20 protein-coding genes and 1 tRNA gene are annotated in these 19,481 nt (G+C 68.6%); 10 read left to right on the top strand and 11 right to left on the bottom strand.

Features of this window, described 5'->3' with window-relative positions; genetic code table 11:
* Positions 1-6: 6 nt before the first annotated feature.
* The 6 genes from ACIQJ5_RS04330 to ACIQJ5_RS04355 all read right to left on the bottom strand — a co-directional run bounded on the left by ACIQJ5_RS04330 (position 7) and on the right by ACIQJ5_RS04355 (position 6,044).
* Positions 7-798: an ABC transporter ATP-binding protein gene (locus tag ACIQJ5_RS04330; protein ID WP_402841252.1), complete on the bottom strand. Its 792-nt coding sequence runs from the start codon at positions 796-798 to the stop codon at positions 7-9.
* Positions 795-1,583, bottom strand: a complete 789-nt coding sequence (locus ACIQJ5_RS04335; RefSeq protein ID WP_231092699.1) for an ABC transporter ATP-binding protein — start codon at positions 1,581-1,583, stop codon at positions 795-797. The genes ACIQJ5_RS04330 and ACIQJ5_RS04335 overlap by 4 nt, the downstream gene beginning before the upstream one ends.
* Positions 1,580-2,476: an ABC transporter permease gene (locus ACIQJ5_RS04340; protein ID WP_402841255.1), complete on the bottom strand. Its 897-nt coding sequence runs from the start codon at positions 2,474-2,476 to the stop codon at positions 1,580-1,582. Before ACIQJ5_RS04340 ends, ACIQJ5_RS04335 begins: the two co-directional genes overlap by 4 nt.
* Positions 2,476-3,426: an ABC transporter permease gene (locus tag ACIQJ5_RS04345; protein ID WP_402841258.1), complete on the bottom strand. Its 951-nt coding sequence runs from the start codon at positions 3,424-3,426 to the stop codon at positions 2,476-2,478. Before ACIQJ5_RS04345 ends, ACIQJ5_RS04340 begins: the two co-directional genes overlap by 1 nt.
* Before the next feature lie 21 nt (positions 3,427-3,447).
* A complete protein-coding gene (locus ACIQJ5_RS04350; RefSeq protein ID WP_402841261.1) occupies positions 3,448-4,953 on the bottom strand; it encodes an ABC transporter substrate-binding protein in 1,506 nt (501 codons plus the stop codon).
* Between the two features lie 146 nt (positions 4,954-5,099).
* On the bottom strand, positions 5,100-6,044 hold the full coding sequence (locus ACIQJ5_RS04355) for an alpha/beta fold hydrolase (protein WP_402841263.1): 945 nt from the start codon (positions 6,042-6,044) through the stop codon (positions 5,100-5,102).
* 197 nt (positions 6,045-6,241) lie between these two features.
* On the opposite strand from ACIQJ5_RS04355, the gene ACIQJ5_RS04360 reads away from it, so the two are divergent.
* The 3 genes from ACIQJ5_RS04360 (at position 6,242) to ACIQJ5_RS04370 (ending at position 7,987) form a co-directional block, all read left to right on the top strand.
* A complete protein-coding gene (locus ACIQJ5_RS04360) occupies positions 6,242-6,706 on the top strand; it encodes a carboxymuconolactone decarboxylase family protein (RefSeq protein WP_402841266.1) in 465 nt (154 codons plus the stop codon).
* Positions 6,703-7,464 carry a tyrosine-protein phosphatase gene (locus ACIQJ5_RS04365; RefSeq protein WP_308071097.1) on the top strand — a complete coding sequence of 254 codons (762 nt, stop codon included), beginning with the start codon at positions 6,703-6,705 and terminating at the stop codon, positions 7,462-7,464. Before ACIQJ5_RS04360 ends, ACIQJ5_RS04365 begins: the two co-directional genes overlap by 4 nt.
* A 73-nt stretch (positions 7,465-7,537) precedes the next feature.
* Positions 7,538-7,987: an SIP domain-containing protein gene (locus ACIQJ5_RS04370; RefSeq protein ID WP_231092705.1), complete on the top strand. Its 450-nt coding sequence runs from the start codon at positions 7,538-7,540 to the stop codon at positions 7,985-7,987.
* 82 nt (positions 7,988-8,069) lie between these two features.
* Here ACIQJ5_RS04370 and ACIQJ5_RS04375 read toward each other — a convergent pair whose 3' ends face one another.
* The 4 genes from ACIQJ5_RS04375 to ACIQJ5_RS04390 form a co-directional block, all read right to left on the bottom strand.
* A complete protein-coding gene (locus ACIQJ5_RS04375) occupies positions 8,070-8,519 on the bottom strand; it encodes a Fe-S oxidoreductase (protein ID WP_231092706.1) in 450 nt (149 codons plus the stop codon).
* Complete coding sequence (locus ACIQJ5_RS04380; RefSeq protein ID WP_231092707.1) at positions 8,516-9,346, bottom strand: arginase family protein; 831 nt, start codon at positions 9,344-9,346, stop codon at positions 8,516-8,518. The genes ACIQJ5_RS04375 and ACIQJ5_RS04380 overlap by 4 nt, the downstream gene beginning before the upstream one ends.
* Positions 9,347-9,466: 120 nt before the next feature.
* A complete protein-coding gene (locus tag ACIQJ5_RS04385; RefSeq protein ID WP_231092708.1) occupies positions 9,467-10,201 on the bottom strand; it encodes a PspA/IM30 family protein in 735 nt (244 codons plus the stop codon).
* An 81-nt stretch (positions 10,202-10,282) separates the two neighbouring features.
* Positions 10,283-12,328 carry a TPM domain-containing protein gene (locus tag ACIQJ5_RS04390; protein ID WP_269143253.1) on the bottom strand — a complete coding sequence of 682 codons (2,046 nt, stop codon included), beginning with the start codon at positions 12,326-12,328 and terminating at the stop codon, positions 10,283-10,285.
* A gap of 194 nt (positions 12,329-12,522) precedes the next feature.
* Here ACIQJ5_RS04390 and ACIQJ5_RS04395 point away from each other — a divergent pair, with 194 nt between their 5' ends.
* The 5 genes from ACIQJ5_RS04395 (at position 12,523) to ACIQJ5_RS04415 (ending at position 15,456) form a co-directional block, all read left to right on the top strand.
* Complete coding sequence (locus ACIQJ5_RS04395; protein ID WP_402841275.1) at positions 12,523-13,359, top strand: DUF3097 domain-containing protein; 837 nt, start codon at positions 12,523-12,525, stop codon at positions 13,357-13,359.
* A 72-nt stretch (positions 13,360-13,431) separates the two neighbouring features.
* On the top strand, positions 13,432-14,178 hold the full coding sequence (trmB, locus tag ACIQJ5_RS04400; RefSeq protein WP_402841278.1) for a tRNA (guanosine(46)-N7)-methyltransferase TrmB: 747 nt from the start codon (positions 13,432-13,434) through the stop codon (positions 14,176-14,178).
* A 68-nt stretch (positions 14,179-14,246) separates the two neighbouring features.
* Positions 14,247-14,319 (top strand) — tRNA-Arg (locus ACIQJ5_RS04405).
* Between the two features lie 63 nt (positions 14,320-14,382).
* Positions 14,383-14,742, top strand: a complete 360-nt coding sequence (locus tag ACIQJ5_RS04410) for a hypothetical protein (RefSeq protein ID WP_402841281.1) — start codon at positions 14,383-14,385, stop codon at positions 14,740-14,742.
* A gap of 153 nt (positions 14,743-14,895) precedes the next feature.
* The gene (locus ACIQJ5_RS04415; RefSeq protein WP_402841284.1) at positions 14,896-15,456 is read left to right on the top strand and encodes a histidine phosphatase family protein; all 561 of its coding nucleotides are present in this window, start codon (positions 14,896-14,898) and stop codon (positions 15,454-15,456) included.
* A 4-nt stretch (positions 15,457-15,460) separates the two neighbouring features.
* On the opposite strand, the gene ACIQJ5_RS04420 is transcribed toward ACIQJ5_RS04415, so the two are convergent.
* Positions 15,461-16,258, bottom strand: coding sequence for a helix-turn-helix transcriptional regulator (locus ACIQJ5_RS04420; RefSeq protein ID WP_402841287.1), 798 nt, complete (start codon positions 16,256-16,258; stop codon positions 15,461-15,463).
* Positions 16,259-16,366: 108 nt separating this feature from the next.
* On the opposite strand from ACIQJ5_RS04420, the gene ilvD reads away from it, so the two are divergent.
* Positions 16,367-18,247, top strand: coding sequence for a dihydroxy-acid dehydratase (gene ilvD, locus ACIQJ5_RS04425; RefSeq protein ID WP_402841290.1), 1,881 nt, complete (start codon positions 16,367-16,369; stop codon positions 18,245-18,247).
* 199 nt (positions 18,248-18,446) lie between these two features.
* Entirely contained in the window at positions 18,447-19,391 is a 945-nt protein-coding gene (locus ACIQJ5_RS04430) for a Dyp-type peroxidase (protein ID WP_402841293.1), read from the top strand.
* Positions 19,392-19,481: the final 90 nt, after the last annotated feature.

The raw sequence follows: 19,481 nt of genomic DNA on the forward strand, positions 1-19,481 counted from the left end.
CCGGTCTCAGTCCCGCTCCGGCGAGATGGTCGGGATCGCCGCGAGCAGCCGGCGGGTGTACTCCTGGGCCGGGTGGTGCAGGACGTCCGCGGTCGCGCCGCGTTCGACGATTCGCCCCTCGCTCATCACGGCGACCGAGTCGCACAGGGACTGCACCACCCCGATGTCATGGGACACCAGCACGAGGGTGAGTCCGTCGCGCTCGCGGAGTTCGGCGAGCTGCTCCAGGATCTGTGCGCGCACCGTGACATCCAGTGCGGAGAGCGGCTCATCGCCGATGAGGATCGACGGGCGGTGCACCAGCGCGCGGGCCAGGGCGATGCGCTGACGCTGTCCGCCGGAGAACTCGTGCGGATAGCGCTCGGCCATCGCCGCGTCGAGTCCGACGTCCTCCAGCACCTCGCGCACGCGCGCCCGGCGATCACCCGGGATGTCCAGTGCCCACAGCGGCTCCCCGATGATGCGTCCGACGCTCATCCGCGGATCCAGCGATGCGTACGGGTCCTGGAACACGAGTCCGGTGCGGCGGCGCAGCCAGTGCAGCGAAGCGGCGGAGCCGGAGAAGTCCACGTCCGTCCCGTCCACGGCCACGGTCCCGGTGGTGGGGGTGTCGAGGGCCAGCAGCAGCCGGATCAGCGTGGACTTCCCGGATCCGGATTCGCCGATGATCCCGATCGATTCACCGTCGGCGATGTCGAGATCCGTCGGGTGCAGTGCAACGGTGCGACTCGGCGGCCCGAACACAGAGGTGCGGGGGCCGCGGTGCACGCGCGACAACTGGCGCGCCGTCATGCTCATGAGCTCTCCTCACCGCGCCACAGCGTCGCGGTCGCGTCGCGCAGGAGACCCTGCGTCACGGTCGACTGGGGTGCCGTCAGGAGGTGGCCGATGGGGCCTGCCTCCACCACGCGGCCGTGCTCGAGCACCACCGCTGCCGAGGCGATCTCGCTCAGCACGGCCAGGTCGTGGGTGATGAAGACCAGCGACATGCCGTCTTCGGCGACGAGGCGACGCAGCAGCGCGAGGATCTCGGCCTGGATCGTAACGTCGAGCGCCGTGGTCGGCTCATCGGCGATGAGCAGCTTGGGGCGGCACGCCAGTGCCATCGCAATCGCCACACGCTGGCGCTGTCCGCCGGAGAGCTGGTGCGGGTAGCGCTTGACGATCGATTCCGGATCGGGGAGCCGCACGCGTGCGGCCTCGGCGAGCACCCGATCGCGCAGCGCGGCACCGCGCAGGCCCTCGTGGATGCGGATGGAACGGCCGATCTGCGCGCCCACCGTGCGGATCGGGTTGAGCGCGGTTCGGGGTTCCTGGAAGACGATGCCGATGTCGTCGCCGCGCAGCTGCGCGAGCTCGCCGTCGGGCAGGCCCACCAGCTCGCGTCCGTTCCACCGGATCGATCCGGAGACCTCGGCACCCGGAGGCAGAAGCCCGAGCAGCGCCAGCGCCGTCATCGACTTGCCGGAGCCGGATTCCCCGATGAGACCGACGCGCGCGCCGTCTGCAACGGTGACGTCGATCCCGTCCACGACACGCTTGCCGTCGATGTCGACGACCAGGCCGCTGACCTCCAGGCTCATGCGATCACCGTGCTTCCGGGTTGTGCGGGGGCCTTGCGCGCGTCGCGCGGGACGCGCCGTCGGCGAGACAGCGTGGGATCGGTGGCCTCGCGAAGCGCATCGCCGAGCAGGTTCAGCGCCAGGACCGAGATGCTGATCATGAGTCCCGGCCAGACCACAGCGAGCGGGTGCACCAGGATGTACTGCTGCGTCTCGCTGAGGAGCAGGCCCCAGGAGGGCTCGCCGACCGAGGCGCCGAGTCCGAGATAGCTGAGGCCCGCCTCGGCGAGCAGCGCGACCCCCATCGACCAGGACAGCTGGACGATGAACACCGGCGCCACGTTCGGCAGCAGGTGGCGCACCAGGACCTGTCCTGGTGTCAGACCGGACGCGCGGGCGGCGAGCACGAAATCGCTCGCCAGCACGCGACGCAGCTCCGGCCGGGTCACGCGGGCGATGTTCACGCCGAACCCGATGCCGACGGCGATCACCACAACCCACAGCGAACCGCCCCAGACCGAGGAGATCATCATCGCGATGATCAGGACGGGAAAGGCGATGAGGATGTCGATGAAGGTCGCCACGCCCTCGCGCACCAGGCGAGGGGTGAGGGAGCCGAGGCACGCCAGCACCACACCGACCACCGTGGCGATGATGGCGGAGCCGACAGCGACGAACACGGCCGTGCGAGCGCCGGTCATCAACTGCGTGAACATGTCGCGACCGGTCCCGTCGGTTCCGAGCAGATGGGGCCAGCCGGGACCGGCCCACCGTGCCGACACGTCGACGTCCTTCGGATCGAACGGCGTCCACACCAGCGAGACGGCCGCGAGGAGGGCGACGAGCACCACCACGATGAGACCGAAGCGGCCGGTCCCGATGCTCCAGAGCCGGGTGAGGGTGTTGGCACGCATCAGGACGCCTCCCGCAGCCGCGGATCGATGAGACGATGCACGATGTCCATGACCACTCCGATCACCAGGACCACGACCGTGAGGGTGAGCATCTCGCCCTGAACCATCGGGAGGTCGCGGTTGCCCACGTCCGTCACCAGCATCCGTCCGATGCCGGGGAGGTTGAAGAGCTTCTCCACCACCACAGCCCCCACGACGATCCCGGCGAACTGCAGTCCGAGGATCGAGATGATCGAGATGGCCACGTTCGGCAGCCCGTCACGCAGCAGAGCGCGGGTGCGGGTGAGGCCCTGCGCCGCTGCCGTGCGGACGTAGTCCTCGGTCATCGCCTGGAGTGTGGCGCTGCGGACGAAGCGCAGGAGGACCGCTCCCTCCACCACACCGATCGTGAGCGCGGGCAGGACGAGCGATGCGAAGGCCTGCGGTGCGTGATTCCATCCGCCGCGGGGGAAGCCCTGCGCGGGCAGCCAGTGCAGCCAGAGGGCGAAGACGATCACCAGCAGCATGCCGGCCCAGATCACCGGGACGGAGGCCAGCGCCTGCGCGATGAAGCTGATGACGCTCCCCGAGCGCTTTCCGCGCCCAAGCGCGGACAGCACGCCGAACGGCACGCCGACCAGCAGCGCCACCAGCATCGACATCAGCGCCAGCGGCACGGTGACCTGCGCCTTCTGCGCCAGCTGGTCGGTGACGGCCGACCCGGTGAGGAGCGAGGTGCCGAGGTCGCCGCGGAACACGCCGCCGATCCAGTCGACGTACTGCGTCCACAGCGGCTCGTTGAGACCGAGCTGCTCGCGCAGCTGCGCGACCTGCTCGGGGGTGCCCTGGGAGCCGGCGATCAGCTGGGCGACGTCGCCCGGGAAGACGCGCAGCGCGAGGAAGATGAGGATGCTCGCCACGAGTGGCCCTGCAATCAGCAGGGCCACTCGGGTGAGCAGGAAGCGTGTCATCGATGCGTCAGTCGAAGACGGTCACTCCGTGACGGTGATCTGCGACAGATCGATGCGCGAGTTGATCGAGTCGGTGGGGAAGCCCTGCACGATCGGGGAGACCGCGGTGAGCGTCTCGCCCACGTACAGCCAGTCCGCCGCGTTGTCCTGCGACACGATCTTCGCGGCCTCGGCGAGGAGCTTCGCGGACTCGTCGGCGTCCACGGTGCGCAGCGACTGCTCGTACAGGTCGCTCACCTGGGCGTTGGTGTAGCCGAAGTAGTACTCCGGGTTCGCCCACGTGCTGCCGAAGTCTCGCGGCTCCACGTGGAGCACGAAGCTGAGCTGGTAGTCGTGGTTCTGGTAGACGTCGGTCAGCCACGTGGGGAACTCGACCGAGTTGACCGTCAGCTTGACACCGATCTTGTTGAACGCGGACACCAGGTAGGTGGCGACGGTGGTGCCGTAGAAGCTGGGGATGGTCAGGGTGAGGCTGAGGTTGCTCTTGCCGGCTTCGGCCAGAAGGGCCTTCGCCTTCTCCGGGTCGTAGGAGACGAGAGAAGACAGGTCCTCGTAGCCCGGGTCGAGCTCGGGGATCGGGCCGTACAGCGGCTGTCCGGCCCCGACGGCCTCGACGAGCGCCTTGTGGTCGATCGCGAGACGCAGCGCCTCGCGCACCTTCGGGTCGTCCAGCGGGGCCGCAGCGTTGTTGAACGCCAGCACGGCCTTATCCGTGGTCTTGCCGCGGGTGATGGTGAAGTCGGTGCCCTCGAAGCGCGAGGCCAGGTTGGGGTCGACGGCCGTGAGCACGTCCACGCTGTCATCCAGCGCGGCGTTCACACCGGAGCTGAAGTCGGGGATGTAGCTGAACACCACTTCCTTCACGCCCGCCTTCTCGCCCCAGTAGGCGTCGTTGCGTGCGAAGGTGATGCTGTCGCCCTGCTTCCAGTCCGCCAGGGTGAAGGGGCCGGTGCCGTTGGCGGCCGTCTTGAGGTCCGTGGTGTCGTCCTTCGCGAAGACGAGCCCGGCCGGGGTGGTCAGGGCGAACAGGAAGTTCTGGTTCGGCTGCGTGAGGGTGATCACGACGGTGCTCTCATCGGGAGCGGTGATCGAGGCGACATCGGCGAAGTCGCTGTGCCCGACGACGGTCTCGTCATCCTTCACCTGCGTGTACGCGGCCACGACATCGGCGGAGGTCAGCGGCTGGCCGCCGCTGAAGGTGACGCCCTCGTGCAGGGTGAACGTGTAGGTGAGGCCGTCCGCCGAGATCTCGTGCTTGCTGGCGAGTGCGTCGACGATCTCGTTGTCCTGCGTGCGGGTGACCAGGCCCTGATAGATGTTGTCGACGAGGATCTGCTCGAGGGCTGCCCCCGAGGTATGACGGATGTCAAGGTTGGTGGGCTCGAGCACGAGACCGACGCGCAGGGTCGCGTCCGCATCGGCGGCCGCGGAAGAGGTCGGGTCGGGTGCGGCGCTGCCGCCGGCGCACGCCCCGAGCGTGAGGGCGAGTGCGGCGATCGTCGCGATGACGGCGGTTCGGCGGAACATGTCGGTCCTTTCGGAACGGTGTCGGTTCAGACTTGCAGAATCTGGGTGAGCGCGGGGCGGTTCGGTGGAATCGCGTGGAATGGAGTGAGCTTAGAAACGCGAACGGCGGCGAATGCAATCCGCTCGGAATGCGGCGTCACAGGGGGTCACGCGGCGACCTCGCGGACGATGTCGGCGAGTTCTGCGGCGTTCGTCTCCTGGGGGTTGTGACCGGAGTCGATCGCAATGATCGCGGCGGCGGGTACGCGCTCGCGGAAGGCGGCCAGCGCCGCGTCGTTGATGTAGCCCGAGGCGCCGCGTACGAGCGTGATCGGGGCGGTCACCGCGGCGAGGTCGTCCCAGCCGGTGTCCAGTCGCAGCGCCGGCGTTCCCTCCGTGCGAGCAGCCCCGGGGAGGACGTGCCGCGCGAGCTCAGCGAAGTGGTGCTTCCACACCACGCTGCCGTCTTCGCGTACCCGGGTGTTGAAGAAGACGCCCCGCTCGGTGTCTGCGCGGTCCCCTCCCATGCCGAAGGACTGCGCCCAGTCCACGACCGCGTCGCGCGAGGGGAACTCGGCCTTCTCATAGAAGGCGCGAAGCTGAGCGGGACCCGGGCCCCCGTCGATTCCTGGCGTGATGTCGACGAGGAGGAGGGTGCTCACCAGTTCCGGTCGGTGCGCGGCAATCCATGCCGCGGTCATCCCGCCGAGGGAGTGGCCGACGAGGGTGATGGGCGTATCGGTGAATGCCGCGATCGCGTCGGCGACCGCGGGCCCCATGTGGGCGGGGGAGTAGTCGGCGTCGCTGCGCCAGTCTGAATCGCCGTGACCGGGCAGATCGATGGACAGTGCGGGGAGATCCAGGGCCAGGACCGTCGTGTCCCAGGTGTGGGCGTTGAGGCCGGCGCCGTGGAGGAGGACGACCGCGGGGGTGTCCGTCCCGAACCTCAGGGCGCTGATCGAGCCGGTCGCCGTGTCCACTGTCACTCGTTCCACCACGGGCACCGCGACGGACGATCGCCCGGAGCGGGAGTTCAGCGCGTCGACCTGCCCGGCAAGGTAGGCGAACTCGTCGGTGCCGTGTGATGCGGCCTGGTTCGCGTCGATGATCACAGGGGATCCTTCGGTCGAGGGAAGCGCGGGTTCGCGCAGGCCCCATTCTGGACCGTCCGTGCCGCATCCGAGAAACTCATCGACATAATGCTCAGAAATGAGCGGCGCGAGCTTCACTATATGCTCACGAAATGCGTATGGAGTAGAGCAAATTGCATTTCGGCCGTTCCTGGACGGGGACGACCTAGCATGGTGACATGGCTGAGAACCGCGTGCACCTGTCCCGGACCGAACCCGAAGCGTACAAGGCTCTGGCGGCGTTCTCGGACACCGTTGCCCGGATCTGCACCGCCAACGGCATCGATGACCGGCTCAAGGAGATCGTGATGCTGCGCTCGTCCCAGCTGAACGGATGCGCCTACTGCGTGCGGGTGCACACCGACCGTGCGATCACCGCGGGATTCACGACGGACGAGATGATGCAGATCGGTGCCTGGCGCGAATCGGGCGTCTTCACCGACCGGGAGCGGGCAGGACTCGAACTCGCCGAAGCATATGTGAACATCGGCGACGGCGGGGTGTCCGACGAGGTGTACGACAGCGTCGGCTCGGTGCTGACCGAGAAGGAGTACGCCGCTCTGAGCTGGGCGTGCGTCTCCATCAACGCCTTCAACAGGGTCGCGGTGGCAGGTCGGTATCCCGTGCCCCCGCGCGGGCAGTGACCATCCCGGCCGTCCCCTCCGCCGATGGCACGCGCGGGGCCGGCGTCGATGTGCCGGGTGATTCGCTGATCCGGGGCGTCCTCAACTTCCGCGATGTCGGCGGTCTGCGCGCGGGTGCGGGGATGACGCGCTCGGGTGTGCTGTTCCGCTCCGGCAACCTGGCGCAACTGGCCGATCGCGCGGCGTTCGACGCGCTGGGTCTGCGGGCCATCGTCGATCTCCGCGACGACGAGGAGGTGCAGCGCGATCCGTCCCGCGCGGGCGAGGTGCCGATCCGGCGGATGCCCGTCTTCCTTGGCTCGGTGGCGTCGTTCTTCGCCGAAGACCAGAGCCTCGATGACATGTACCGCGCGATGACCGAGGATGCCGCAACGCGCGTGGTCGATGCCGTGCGCACGGTGCTGGAGGTCCAGCCGGTGCTGGTCCACTGCACGGTGGGCAAGGACCGCACGGGGGTGACCGTGGCGCTGGCGCTGTCGGCCGCGGGAGTCGACCGCGATGCTGTCGTCGCCGACTACGCCCGGACGGAGACACTGCTTCCGGAGGAGCGGAATCGTCAGGTGCTGTCATTCCTCGGACGGATGTACCCGGACATGGTGCACCTGGAGGAGCTCACCACGCGCTCGCCCGCCCGTGTGATGCACGGGCTTCTCGACTCTCTCGACATGCAGTACGGCTCTCCCGCCGACTATCTGCGTGCACACGGCATGAGCGATGACGAGATCGCCGGTCTCGCGGACGTGCTCATCGCCCGCTGAGCGGGCTGGTTCGCTGGGCAGTTTCCGAGTGTGAGGTAAGGCATGCCTATCCTCGCGTTATGATGGACGCATCATGACCGCACGCTCGTCCCGCCCCGTCTCCGCGCGCCGTGCCGCACGCAATCCGAAGGCCCCGCATCTCATCGCGGCCGACGAGACGTGCTTCGCCGAGCTGGAGGCGCTGATCGCCACCCTGCCGCTCTGCGCGACCGGGCGCGTGTTCGTCGAGGTTCCCGACGCGTCCTGGGTCTCTGAACTGCAGGCGCCGCCGCGGATGACGGTCACCTGGCTGGACCGTTCGCGTCGTACCGGGCCCGCGGGCAGCGAGTGCGGTGTGGGTCACGCCCTCACGCGCGCCGTCACCGCCTGGGCCGACGAGATGCTGTGCGAGGAGGAGGACGACAGCACGCGCGTCTTTCTGCTGGGGGACCCGCTGGCGGCGTCTGACATCGCCGCCCACCTCACGCGCTCCCTGGAGGTCCCCGCCTCGCGTGTGTTTGCGCTCGCTCGCTTTACGGACTGAGTCCACTCGGTTTCATAGCGCGCGATTGGCCCCAAATCGCGCCGAATAGGAGCCTATTGCGCGCAATGAAACGGGGGATGAGTCACGCGCCCCGCGGAACGTAATTGCCGTCGACGAGGCCTGCCTCGATCTCGAAGCGGTTGCGGAGGGGATCGCGTCCCGACAGCGCGTACAGGAACGGCATCAGGAAGCCGTAGCGCCGCCACTGGTCGGCGTGGACGGCTTCGTGGCGAAGCACCGCCGTGGTGGGCTCCGCGTCCCCCGTGAGGAAGCAGTTGCCGACGCACACGCCGCCGCGCGCGTGCGTCCAGTTCGGCATCCCGCGAAAGACCCACAGGCCGTTGCGGTGCTCCACCCGGCCGCGACTCCACAGCCCGCCCCACACCCAGCCAACGGCACAACCCCACCAGAACCCGACGCGGCTGACCGGGGAATCCAGCAACGCGCCGGGGATGAGGCGGTCCCATCGAGCGCCTCGGCGGACGATGCGCTCGGCGCGCGCCTCCCAGTCTGCGGGGATGCGGCGGCTCATGCGAGGGCGCCGACGATGCGCAGGATCGCACCGAGATCTTCGACGGCGGCGATCGGCGAGGCTGGCGCGAAGCCGGCGATCGTGGCACCGGCCAGCGGGAGGCGCTCGCGGATCGCCCGGATCGCATCCACCAGCTGCATGCGCGTGAGGCCGAACGGCACGGCGTCTCCGACCCCGGTGATCTCCGCGGGGTCGAGGACATCGAGATCGATGTGCAGGTACACCCGGGTGGCTCCGGTCGCGACGATCGCCGCGGCGAGATCCGCCGCGTCGTCTCCCGCGTGGGTCCCGATCCCCGATGATGCGATGTAGTCAACCTCCGCATCATCCAGGGAGCGGGCACCGACCAAGGTGGCGTGGACGGGGGAGAGCCCGCCACGAGTGAGGGGTTCCGCGCCCTCGCCGATGACGGTGCGCAGCGCCATTCCGGCGAAGGAGCCCGACGGGCTGGAATCGGGCGTGTTGAGGTCGCCGTGCGCATCGAACCAGACGACCGCGAGGGCTTCGCCCTCCGTCGCGTGGCGGTGCTGCTCGGCGTGATGAGCGATCGCCGGCACGGAGATGCTGCAGTCGCCACCGATGAGGACGGCGTGCTCACCCGGTGCGACCTTGCCGAGCGCCTCCACAATGGCCTCCTGGACGCGCAGCAGAGAACTGGCCCGCAGCACGTCGGTCTGGATGGGCTCACCGGCCTCCAGCGGTACGGGCACGACGATCACGGCGCTGTGCGGCAGGTCGCCGGCGATGGCTTCGGCACCATCGGCGAGGGACATGGCACGAGCGGATGGTGAGCCCTGCCACTGCGGCACGATCAGGAAGCGGGTCATGCCCACAATCTTCCCACCGTCGGCCGGTGCTGTCCCCGTGCTTCGCCCTCAGCGCACGATCGGCCTGCAACGCCAGCGGGCGCCGGTCCGAAGACCGACGCCCGCGGGGTGGAGCGAAGATTACTGCTCGATCGCGTGCGGCGCCTGGCCCGCCTTGAGGGCGGCGAGGCGAGCCTCGACCTCGGTCAGCTCGCCCATGTCGTCGAGGCTGTTGAACTGTGCGTCCAGCGACGAGGCAGCGATCTCCGCCTTGCCCTGTGCGAGCGCCTCCTGGCGGCGGACCTTGTCCTCGAAGCGGCTGAGGTCGCTGGTCGGGTCCATGACGTCGATGGACTTCACCGCGTCGTGCACGCGGTTCTGGGCCTCGGCGGTCTTGGCGCGGGCGACCAGCTCGCTGCGCTTGTTCTTCAGCTCCTCGAGCTTGGTCTTCATGCCGTTGAGGCCGCTCTTGAGCTTGTCGACGACCTCGGTCTGCGAGGCGATGGTCGGCTCGGCCTGGCGGGCCTCGCCCTCGGCCGAGATCTGACGCTGCAGCGCGACCTTGGCGAGGTTGTCGAACTTGTCGGCATCGGCGGTGTTGCCCGCCGTGCGGAACTCGTCGGCCTTGCGGCTGGCGGCGAGAGCCTTCTGGCCCCACTCGTTGGCGGCCTGGATGTCCTCGGCGTGGTCGCGCTCGAGCATGCGCAGGTTGCCGATCGTCTCCGCGATCGCCGACTCCGCGTCGGCGATGTTGTTGCTGTAGTCGCGGACGAGCTGGTCGATCATCTTCTGCGGGTCCTCAGCCGCGTCGATCATCGCGTTGACGTTCGCCCGGATGAGAGTGGAGATGCGACCGAAGATGGACTGCTTTGCCATCGGGATTCCTTTCCTTGGAAGGTTCGTGCTGGTGCGGGCCGGTGGCCCGGGTATGGGTTCAGGGTGCGGGCTGCGGAGTCTTCAGAAGCGGCCTCCACTGTGTCCTGACGAGCCGCCGCCTCCGCCGAAGCTGCCGCCTCCGCCGCCGAAGCCGCCGACGGAGAATCCGCCGCCGCCTCCGCCTCCGAAGAACCCGCCGCTGTGGCCGCTGCTGCTGCTTCCGCCGCCGCCGAAGATGCCGCCTCCGCCGCCCCACCCGCCGCCGCCCCACCCGCCGCCGCGGCGGTTGTTGTTCATGGAGTTGCCGATGAGGATGCCGCCGAGGAGAGCGCCGAGGCTGTCGTCGTTTCCGCCGCCGCCTCCGCCGCCCCACATGCCCATGTCGTTCTGCGCGAGCCGGAGCGCTTCTGAGGCAAGGCGGTCGGCGGACTGTGCCAGGCTGAGCGCCTGCACGGGATCGCTGCTCGCGACGGCCCGAGCCTGAGCGGCGTTCTGCTGCGCCTGGGAAAGGCGCGTCCGAGCGGTGCTGCTGATGGCACCGCGGCGGTTGAGGATGAAGCTCTCCGCGGACGCGATCTGGGTGTCAGCCCGCTGCAGCGCGCTGCCCAGCATCGATTGTGCGCGCTGGATCTTCGCCGCCTCGTCGCGTCCGCGCGCGATCACCGCGTCGATGGCGGTGTTGGCAGCGTCCAGCATCCGCAGCGCCTCGAGCGGGTCCCGGTTCGCGTTGCCCAGGAGCGACTGCGCCTGTCGCAGCTGCTGCGCGGCTGTCGCAGCGGTCTGGGCGATGGACCCGGAGGAGTCCGGCAGACCTTGTGCCGCCTGGATATCGTTCTGGATCTCGCGGACCAGCTCACCTCCGCGCTGCTCGGCCGCGGTCAGGTTCGTGGCGAGCGCCTCGACGGCGTCCTCGAGCTGGGTCGCCTGCTGAATCGCGCCCTCGGCGGCACGGATCGACATGGCGGCGTCGCCCGTCTGCCCCGCGGCGATGGCCGACTGGGCGGCCGTGATCTGCTGATCCGTGAAAGTGATGCGTGAGCGCGCCTGCGTGGTGTTGTCGGCCACGGCGGAAATCGCGCCCGCCGCGTAGGTCTGCGCAAGCCGGGCGAGGATCTGGTCGGCTCGCTCGATCTCCGAGACCGCCGCGGCGCGAAGTCGCTGGACGTTCTCCAGCGCCGCAGGCGCGTTCTGCTCCAGCTTGCGGAGCTGGTCGAAGTCGGCCTTCTTGCTCTCCAGCTCCGTGGTGGTCTGCGAACACAGCTCGATGATGCGCTGGTTCCATTCGATCTTCTGCTGGTCGGTGTCGGGGATTTCGTCATCGAGTTTCTGCTTGAGACCGAACGCCTCGTCGAGGTTCTGGGATGCGGCCTGGAGGGCAGCCGTGAATTCGCCGATCGCGTCGTCACCGAACTGCGCCCGCGCGTAGTCCATCTCCTGCTCGCTGGCCTTCACCACGTCATCGGTGCGCACGAGCGCGATCCCGGCTTCCTGAGCGAGCTGCTCGATCTGAGCCTGCCGCGCGGCCCGCTCAGCGGCGGCCTTGCGGGCCCGCTTCACCAGGAGAAACACGACCGTCGCCAGCACCGCGATGACCACCACGACGCCGAACAGCATCCATGCCGTCGCGGCCCGCTTCGGGCCGTCCACCAGGATGTCCTGGATCTTCGCGGCGCCGTCGGACACGGCTCCTGCCCAGTCGCTCTTCTGCAGGGCGGGCAGCATCGCGTCGGTCACCTCGACCTGCTGCGACGCGTTCAGCGGGCCGCCACTGTCGGGCCCCGCCATCGCGAAGTTGCGATCCACGGTGGCGATGGAGATCAGGTACTGGCGGTCACTGAAATTGTTTCCATTGCGGGTGCGCTCGGTCCATTCGACGTCGCCCGTGGGGTTCGTGTAGGAGTCGATGAACACGACGAACAGCTCTGCGCCGCTGTCGGTGCTGAGCTGCGACAGCTGCTCGTTCAGCGCAGCCTCCTGGCCTGCGGTGAGCACATCGCTGGAATCGGTGACGTGGCCGCTCCCCGTCAACGGACCCGGATCGGTGGCGTACGCCGCCCCCATGCCGAGTCCGGCCAGCAGCACTCCTGCCACCGCACCGAGCGTCAGTACTCGTCTCAGACCCCGCATGCCACCCCCTGTTGAGCTCGAGGTTCCGGTTCTGCGACCACTCTATTCATCCCGGCCAGCGAGGTCATCACCGACTTCCCAGGTGTGGGAACGCCCACAGCGAAATCACACCCGACGTGTCACGGCCCGGCACACGCGCGTCGGCCGGAACCGGCCGGGTCACGCGCCTAGGCTGAGAGATTCAGGAGGTCAGGATGGACGATCGGTACGGCGCGGACGTACTCGCGCCAGGATGGCGCGATGCGGGACGCAAGCTCGTGAAGAAGGTCCCCGCGGAACGGGACCTGGTGGTCGAGGTCGCCGCTGACGGGTACTGCGGCGCGGTGACGAAGTCGACCCACGCCGAGGTCGAGCTGGAGGACTGGAAGGGACGCAAGCGGCTGTTCCCGCTGGGTCATGGGTTCCTCATCGAGGGGGAGCTCGTCGAACTGGTTCCCGCCGCCCCGAAGGAGCCGACCACCGGCAAGACCCGCACGGCGTCGGGCTCCTTCGCCGTAGCCGATGCACGTGCCCGCACTGCCCGCCCGAGCCGGATCCTGGTCGAAGGACGCCACGACGCCGAGCTCGTCGAGAAGGTCTGGGGCGCCGATCTGCGCATCGAGGGGGTCGTGGTGGAGTACCTCCAGGGCGTCGACAACCTCGCCGATCTGCTCGAGACCGAACCCCCGACGGCGCAGCGGCGTTACGGGGTCCTGGTGGACCATCTGGTGCCGGGCTCCAAGGAGACCCGCATCGTGGAGAAGCTCCTGAAGGGCCCTCACGGCAAGCACATGAAGATCGTGGGACACCCGTACATCGACGTCTGGCAGGCCGTCACACCGCAGGCGATGGGGATCACAGCCTGGCCCGTGATCCCGCGAGGCGTGGAATGGAAGGCCGGCATCTGCGAGGCGTTCCGCTGGCCCCACGAGGACCAGGCCGACATCGCCCGCGCGTGGCAGCGGATCCTGTCGCGCGTGACGACGTTCCGTGACCTGGAGCCGGCGCTCATCGGCCGGGTCGAGGAACTCATCGACTTCGTGACCGAATGACGCGCGGTCGCCCACGTGCAAGTTCGCGAGGCCGCGGAATGACCGTGCGGCGGGGTGTCCTACCCTTGATGGGTGAGTGATTCTGGCGCGCCCGAGAGCGTAGAAGCCCCGTTCCGCAAGAAGACCGTGTCCTTCGTGCGCCGCTCCGGCCGCATGTCGGACGCGCAGGAACGGGCGTACGCGGAGCTGGCGGACACGTTCCTGCTGGACATTCCGCGAGACGTCGCCTCGATGTCCGTGCACCCGGAGGCCGAGTTCATTCCGTCGTCGGCATATGGTCGGCAAGCGCCCCTCGTGGTCGAGATCGGATCGGGTCAGGGACACGCCATCGTGCACGCGGCCCAGCAGAATCCGGACACCGACTTCCTGGCCGTCGAGGTGTTCCGGGCGGGCCTGGCCCGCACCATGCTGGATGCCGACAAGGCGGGGGTGACCAACCTCCGCCTCGCAGAGGCGAACGCACCCGAAGTGCTCTCCAAGCTGCTGCCGCCAGCGAGCGTCACGGAGGTGTGGGTGTTCTTCCCCGACCCCTGGCACAAGGTGCGCCATAACAAGCGCCGCCTCATCCAGCCGGAGTTCACGCCGGTGATCGCCGACGCCCTTCGCGACGGCGGGTTGCTCCGCATGGCGACCGACTGGGAGGAGTACGCGCTCCAGATGCGCGACGTTCTGGACGCGTCCGAGCAGTTCGAGCGCGCGTTCGAGGGGGAGTGGGCGGAGCGGTTCGACGGTCGCGTGCTCACGGCGTTCGAGCGCAAGGGGCAGCGTGCCGGTCGCGACATCCGCGACCTCACCTACCGTCGCCGATCCCGCGCCTGAGCCGCGCCGCGCCCGGGCGTCACGCGCGTCGGGACCCATCGCGTCGCGATGATAGGCTCATGCGGTACGCCTCTGTAGCTCAGTGGATAGAGCGCCGGTTTCCGGTACCGTAGGTCGCAGGTTCGACTCCTGTCAGGGGCACAACAACACCCCGGGACTCAGATGAGAGTTCCGGGGTTCGTCGTTTCACGGCGAAGGGGATACATGGATTCTCGGGCGTCGGCGCGCACACGTGGCGCGCTGGTCGTGCAGGCACTGCCGGGTATCGTTCTTCACCTCATCCTGTCGGTGGTGGGAGGCCTCGTCGTGTTCCTCCTGCGGCTCGCGGCCGCCGGATGCGGGGAGAGCGGCCGGCAGTGCAACTTCGCCGCCATCGGGATCGGCCAGAATTCCCTGGTCTTCGTCGTCCCGGCCATCTGGGCTCTCACGGCTGCGGCAGCACTCGTGTCCGCGGCATCGAGCGGCAAGCCGGCGAACCGGGTGATCGCCCGGGGCGTTGTGGCAACCGGGGTTTACCTGCTGGTTGCTGCCGGTCTGACGCTTCTCGGCCTGTACGTGCTGTGAGCTGCGGTGCGGGCTCGGCGCGGCACCCCCGCACGCTAGCCCCGTGCTGCGCGCCATACCCGCGGACTCGTACCGCAACCGTAGCCCGCCGCGCGGGACCCGCCATCGGGCCGCTGCGCGTCGGCGACGCATCCCGGGGGGAGAATGGACCCGATGGATGACAACGCGACCCTCCTCGCTCTGGTGCGACACGGGCAGACCGACTGGAATAGACAGGATCTGCTGCAGGGCTCCAGCGATATTCCGCTGAACGCCACCGGGCGCGCACAGGCCACGCAGGCGGGCCTTCTCCTGTCCGATGCGTCGTGGGACCGGATCGTGACCTCCCCTCTGCAGCGGGCGGTCGAGACCGCGCGGATCATCGCCGAGATCTGCGGGGTGGACTCCCTCGACGTCGATCCGGCGCTCGTGGAGCGTGACTATGGCGCCGCGGAGGGCATGACGCGCGAGCAGGCGACGCTCCGGTTCGGCACCGACTGGCCCGGCGAGGAGTCGTACGAGGATCTCACCGTTCGCGCCGTGGCGGCCGTGGACGCGATCGCTTCCCGGTACCCGGGGCAGCGCCTGATCCTGGCGACCCACGGCACCTTCATCCGCGCATTCGCCGATGCCGTGGTCGGCGCGCCGACGGTCAAACCGGAAAACGCGCACTCGGTGCGGTTCTCGGGCGCGCCCGGAGCATGGACCGTGACAGCGGGACTGCACCTGGTCTGAGGCTCTAGTCGGCGTCGGGCAGGTAGGCCACGATCGTGAGATCCGGGGCGTCCTGCGGGGTGATCTTCACCTGCTCGAACACCCGCTCACCATCGACCGGATGCACGAAAGCGCGGCGTCGGGAGGCGAAACGGTCGATCTCGTGCTCGTCCCAGGCCGCCGCGAAGTCCGGGCTCGCTTCTCGCAGGAAGCCCACGAGGCGCACGTGGTCAGGCCCGCCGATCCGGCCGCCGGCCTCGGCGCGGTACTCCGCAAGGAACTGTCGCGATGTGACGTCCCAGTCGGGAAGCATCGCGCGCACATACGGATCGGTGAACACGAACACCAGCAGGTTGCGCTCCTCCGCGGGCGCCGTCGCCACCCCGGGGAACAGATGCGCGTACGCGGGATTCCACGCCGCGATGTCCCAGTGGGGCGTGACGGCGAACGCGGGGGCCGGGTCGAGAGCGTCGAGCAGGTGCTGCACGTGCGCCGGCACCGGCGCCGGAGCGAGCGGCTCGGGTCGCGGGGAGGGCGTGAAGCCCGCGAGCCCGAGCAGGTAGTCGTGCTCGGCATGGGTGAGACGCAAGTTCACCGCGATCGCGTCGATCACCTGCCGGGAGGGGTTGATGTCCCGGCCCTGTTCGAGCCACGTGTACCACGTCACCGAGACACCCGACAGGAACGCGATCTCCTCCCGGCGAAGCCCGGTCGTCCGTGCCCGTCCGACGGGGGGAAGGTCGTACTCCGCGCGGTTCACTCCGGTGCGCCGGCGACGCAGGAACTCGCCGAGTTCACGCCGTGAATCATCCATCGCGGTCATGAGCGCACCCTCTCTGATGGGAATCTGAACCTAGCAGTCTCACTACTAGTATCAGCGCCGTTCGGCTCCGGTGCCGACAATGCCCGAGGGCGCATCCATACTGGATCCATGCCGATGCTTCGCTCTCGTACCGTGACCCATGGCCGCAATATGGCCGGTGCCCGCGCACTGATGCGCGCTTCCGGTGTTGCCGATTCGGACATCGGCAAGCCGATCATCGCCGTCGCGAACTCCTTCACGGAGTTCGTCCCCGGCCACACCCACCTCCAGCCCGTCGGACGTATCGTCTCGCAGGCGATCCACGACGCCGGCGCCGTCGCACGTGAGTTCAACACGATCGCCGTGGATGACGGCATCGCGATGGGGCACGGCGGAATGCTCTACTCGCTCCCGTCTCGCGACCTGATCGCCGACTCGGTGGAGTACATGGTGAACGCGCACTGCGCCGACGCCCTGGTCTGCATCTCCAATTGCGACAAGATCACCCCCGGCATGCTGATGGCCGCGCTCCGCCTCAACATCCCCACCGTGTTCGTCTCCGGTGGACCGATGGAGGCAGGCCGGGTCACCCTCACCGACGGCTCGGTGCGCTCACTCGATCTCGTCAATGCAATCTCCGATGCCGTGGACGAGTCGATCTCCGATGCCGACATCAACCTCATCGAGGAGAACGCCTGCCCCACGTGCGGCTCGTGCTCCGGCATGTTCACGGCCAACTCGATGAACTGCCTCACCGAGGCCATCGGTCTGTCGCTGCCCGGCAACGGTTCGGTGCTCGCCACGCACACCGCTCGCCGTGCGCTGTACGAGAAGGCCGGCGCCACGATCGTCGACCTCGCCCAGCGCTACTACGAGAACGACGACGAGTCGGTGCTCCCGCGCTCGATCGCGACCCACGAGGCGTTCGACAACGCGATGGCGCTCGATGTCGCCATGGGCGGCTCCACCAACACGATCCTGCACCTGCTGGCCGCGGCCCGCGAAGCGGGTGTCGACTACGACCTGCACGACATCGACGCTCGTTCGCGTCAGGTGCCGTGCCTGGCGAAGGTGGCGCCCAACCCCGCCTACGGGAAGATGTACTACATGGAGGATGTCCACCGCGCCGGTGGCATCCCCGCTCTGCTGGGCGAGCTGAACCGCGGTGGGCTGCTGCACACCGACGTCAAGACCGTGCACTCCGACTCGCTGCAGCAGTGGATGGACGACTGGGACATCCGCGGCGGGAAGGCCACCGATGAGGCCACGGCCCTGTGGCACGCCGCGCCGGGCGGACAGCGCTCCTCAACCGCCTTCTCCCAGTCCAACGAGTGGACCTCTCTCGACACGGACGCTGCCGAGGGCTGCATCCGCTCGGTCGAGCACGCCTATTCGAAGGACGGCGGACTCGCCGTGCTGCACGGCAACATCGCCCGTCACGGCTCGGTCGTGAAGACGGCCGGCGTCGACGAGTCGATCTGGGTGTTCGAGGGTCCCGCCGTGGTCTGCGAATCGCAGGAGGAGGCGGTTCAGAAGATCCTGGACAAGACCGTGAAGGAGGGCGACGTCGTCGTCATCCGCTATGAGGGTCCCAAGGGCGGGCCGGGCATGCAGGAGATGCTGTACCCGACCTCGTTCCTCAAGGGCCGCGGCCTCGGCAAGAAGTGCGCCCTCATCACCGACGGCCGGTTCTCGGGGGGAACCTCGGGCCTGTCGATCGGGCACATCTCGCCCGAGGCCGCGTCCGGCGGCGAGATCGCGCTGATCGAGGACGGCGACCTCATTCACATCGACATCCCCAACCGCGCGATCCGCGTGCTCGTGGACGATGCCGAGCTGGACGCCCGCCGCGAGAAGCTCGAGGAGAACGGCGGTTACCACCCGAAGAATCGCGAACGGCACGTGTCGGCAGCACTGCGCGCGTACGCCGCGATGGCCACCTCCGCCGACAAGGGCGCCGTGCGCGACGTCGATGCGCTCTACCGGATGACCAGCCCACAGCCGGCCTGAGCACACGGTTAGAGGAGACGGAGGCACCCGCGATCCGCGGGTGCCTTCGTCGTCGCCGGCGCCGTGCCCGACTTCGTGCGCTGCTCCGCCGTTATGCCTCGACCTGCCAGGATCCGCGAGGCACCGTGCAGGAGCCCCCGCGAAGGACGCGCCGATGCCTGACCGCCGCTCGGATGCGCGAGTGACGCAAGATGGTGCCATGGCACGACTTCGTCCCCAGCGGATCATCGACATCCCGGCGCGCAACGCCCTGTTCCTCGTGCTCACGATCGACGCGGGCCGTGAAGAGGATGTGGTCGATGTGCTCAGCGACATCGGCGGGGTGATCCGCGGTGTCGCGTTCCGCGAACCGGAAGATGGGCTGACCTGCGTGGTCGGGATCGGAGCAGACGCGTGGGATCGCCTGTACTCGGCGCCCCGGCCGCCGGGTCTGCACCCGTTCGTCGCACTCGACGGCACCGCGCACCACGCGCCGTCGACACCGGGTGATCTGCTGTTCCACATCCGCGCTCGGCGGGCAGACCTCTGCTTCGAGCTGGGCCGGCGGATTCTGGAGCGCCTGGCGGGAATGGTGAGCGTCGTGGATGAGGTGCACGGCTTCCGGTACTTCGACGAGCGCGACTTCCTCGGCTTCGTCGACGGCACCGAGAACCCGCCGAACGGGATCGAGGCGGAGGATGCAGCCCTCGTCGCGGAGGGTCCGTGGGCGGGGACATCGACGGTGATCGTGCAGCGCTACACGCACCAGCTGGCCGACTGGGCGAAGCTGACCACCGAGCACCAGGAGGCCGTCATCGGTCGCACGAAGCTCTCCGACGTCGAATTCGCCGACGAGGACAAGGCTCCCGATTCGCACCTGGTCATGAACACGATCGAGGACGAGTCCGGCGTGCAGCGCAAGATCGTCCGGGACAACATGCCGTTCGGCACGCTGTCCACCGGGGAATTCGGAACGTACTTCATCGGCTACAGCGCGGATGTGGCCGTCACGGAACAGATGCTGCGGAACATGTTCACCGGGAAGGGTGCGGCAACCCACGACGCGATCCTCGACTTCTCCACCGCGCACACGGGATGCAACTTCTTCGTGCCGACGGAGAACTTCCTGGAGGACCCGGAGCCGTTCCTCGCCGCGCCCGCCTGACCGCGAGGCGCGGTTCGGGCCGCACAGGTGCGAGCGGTTCGGCCGGGGCGGGCAATGGAGGGCGACTCGGTGCAAAAGAGCGCCCTGGCT

The organism is Microbacterium sp. GXS0129, from assembly GCF_044769785.1.
GTDB classification, from domain to species: domain Bacteria; phylum Actinomycetota; class Actinomycetes; order Actinomycetales; family Microbacteriaceae; genus Microbacterium; species Microbacterium nymphoidis.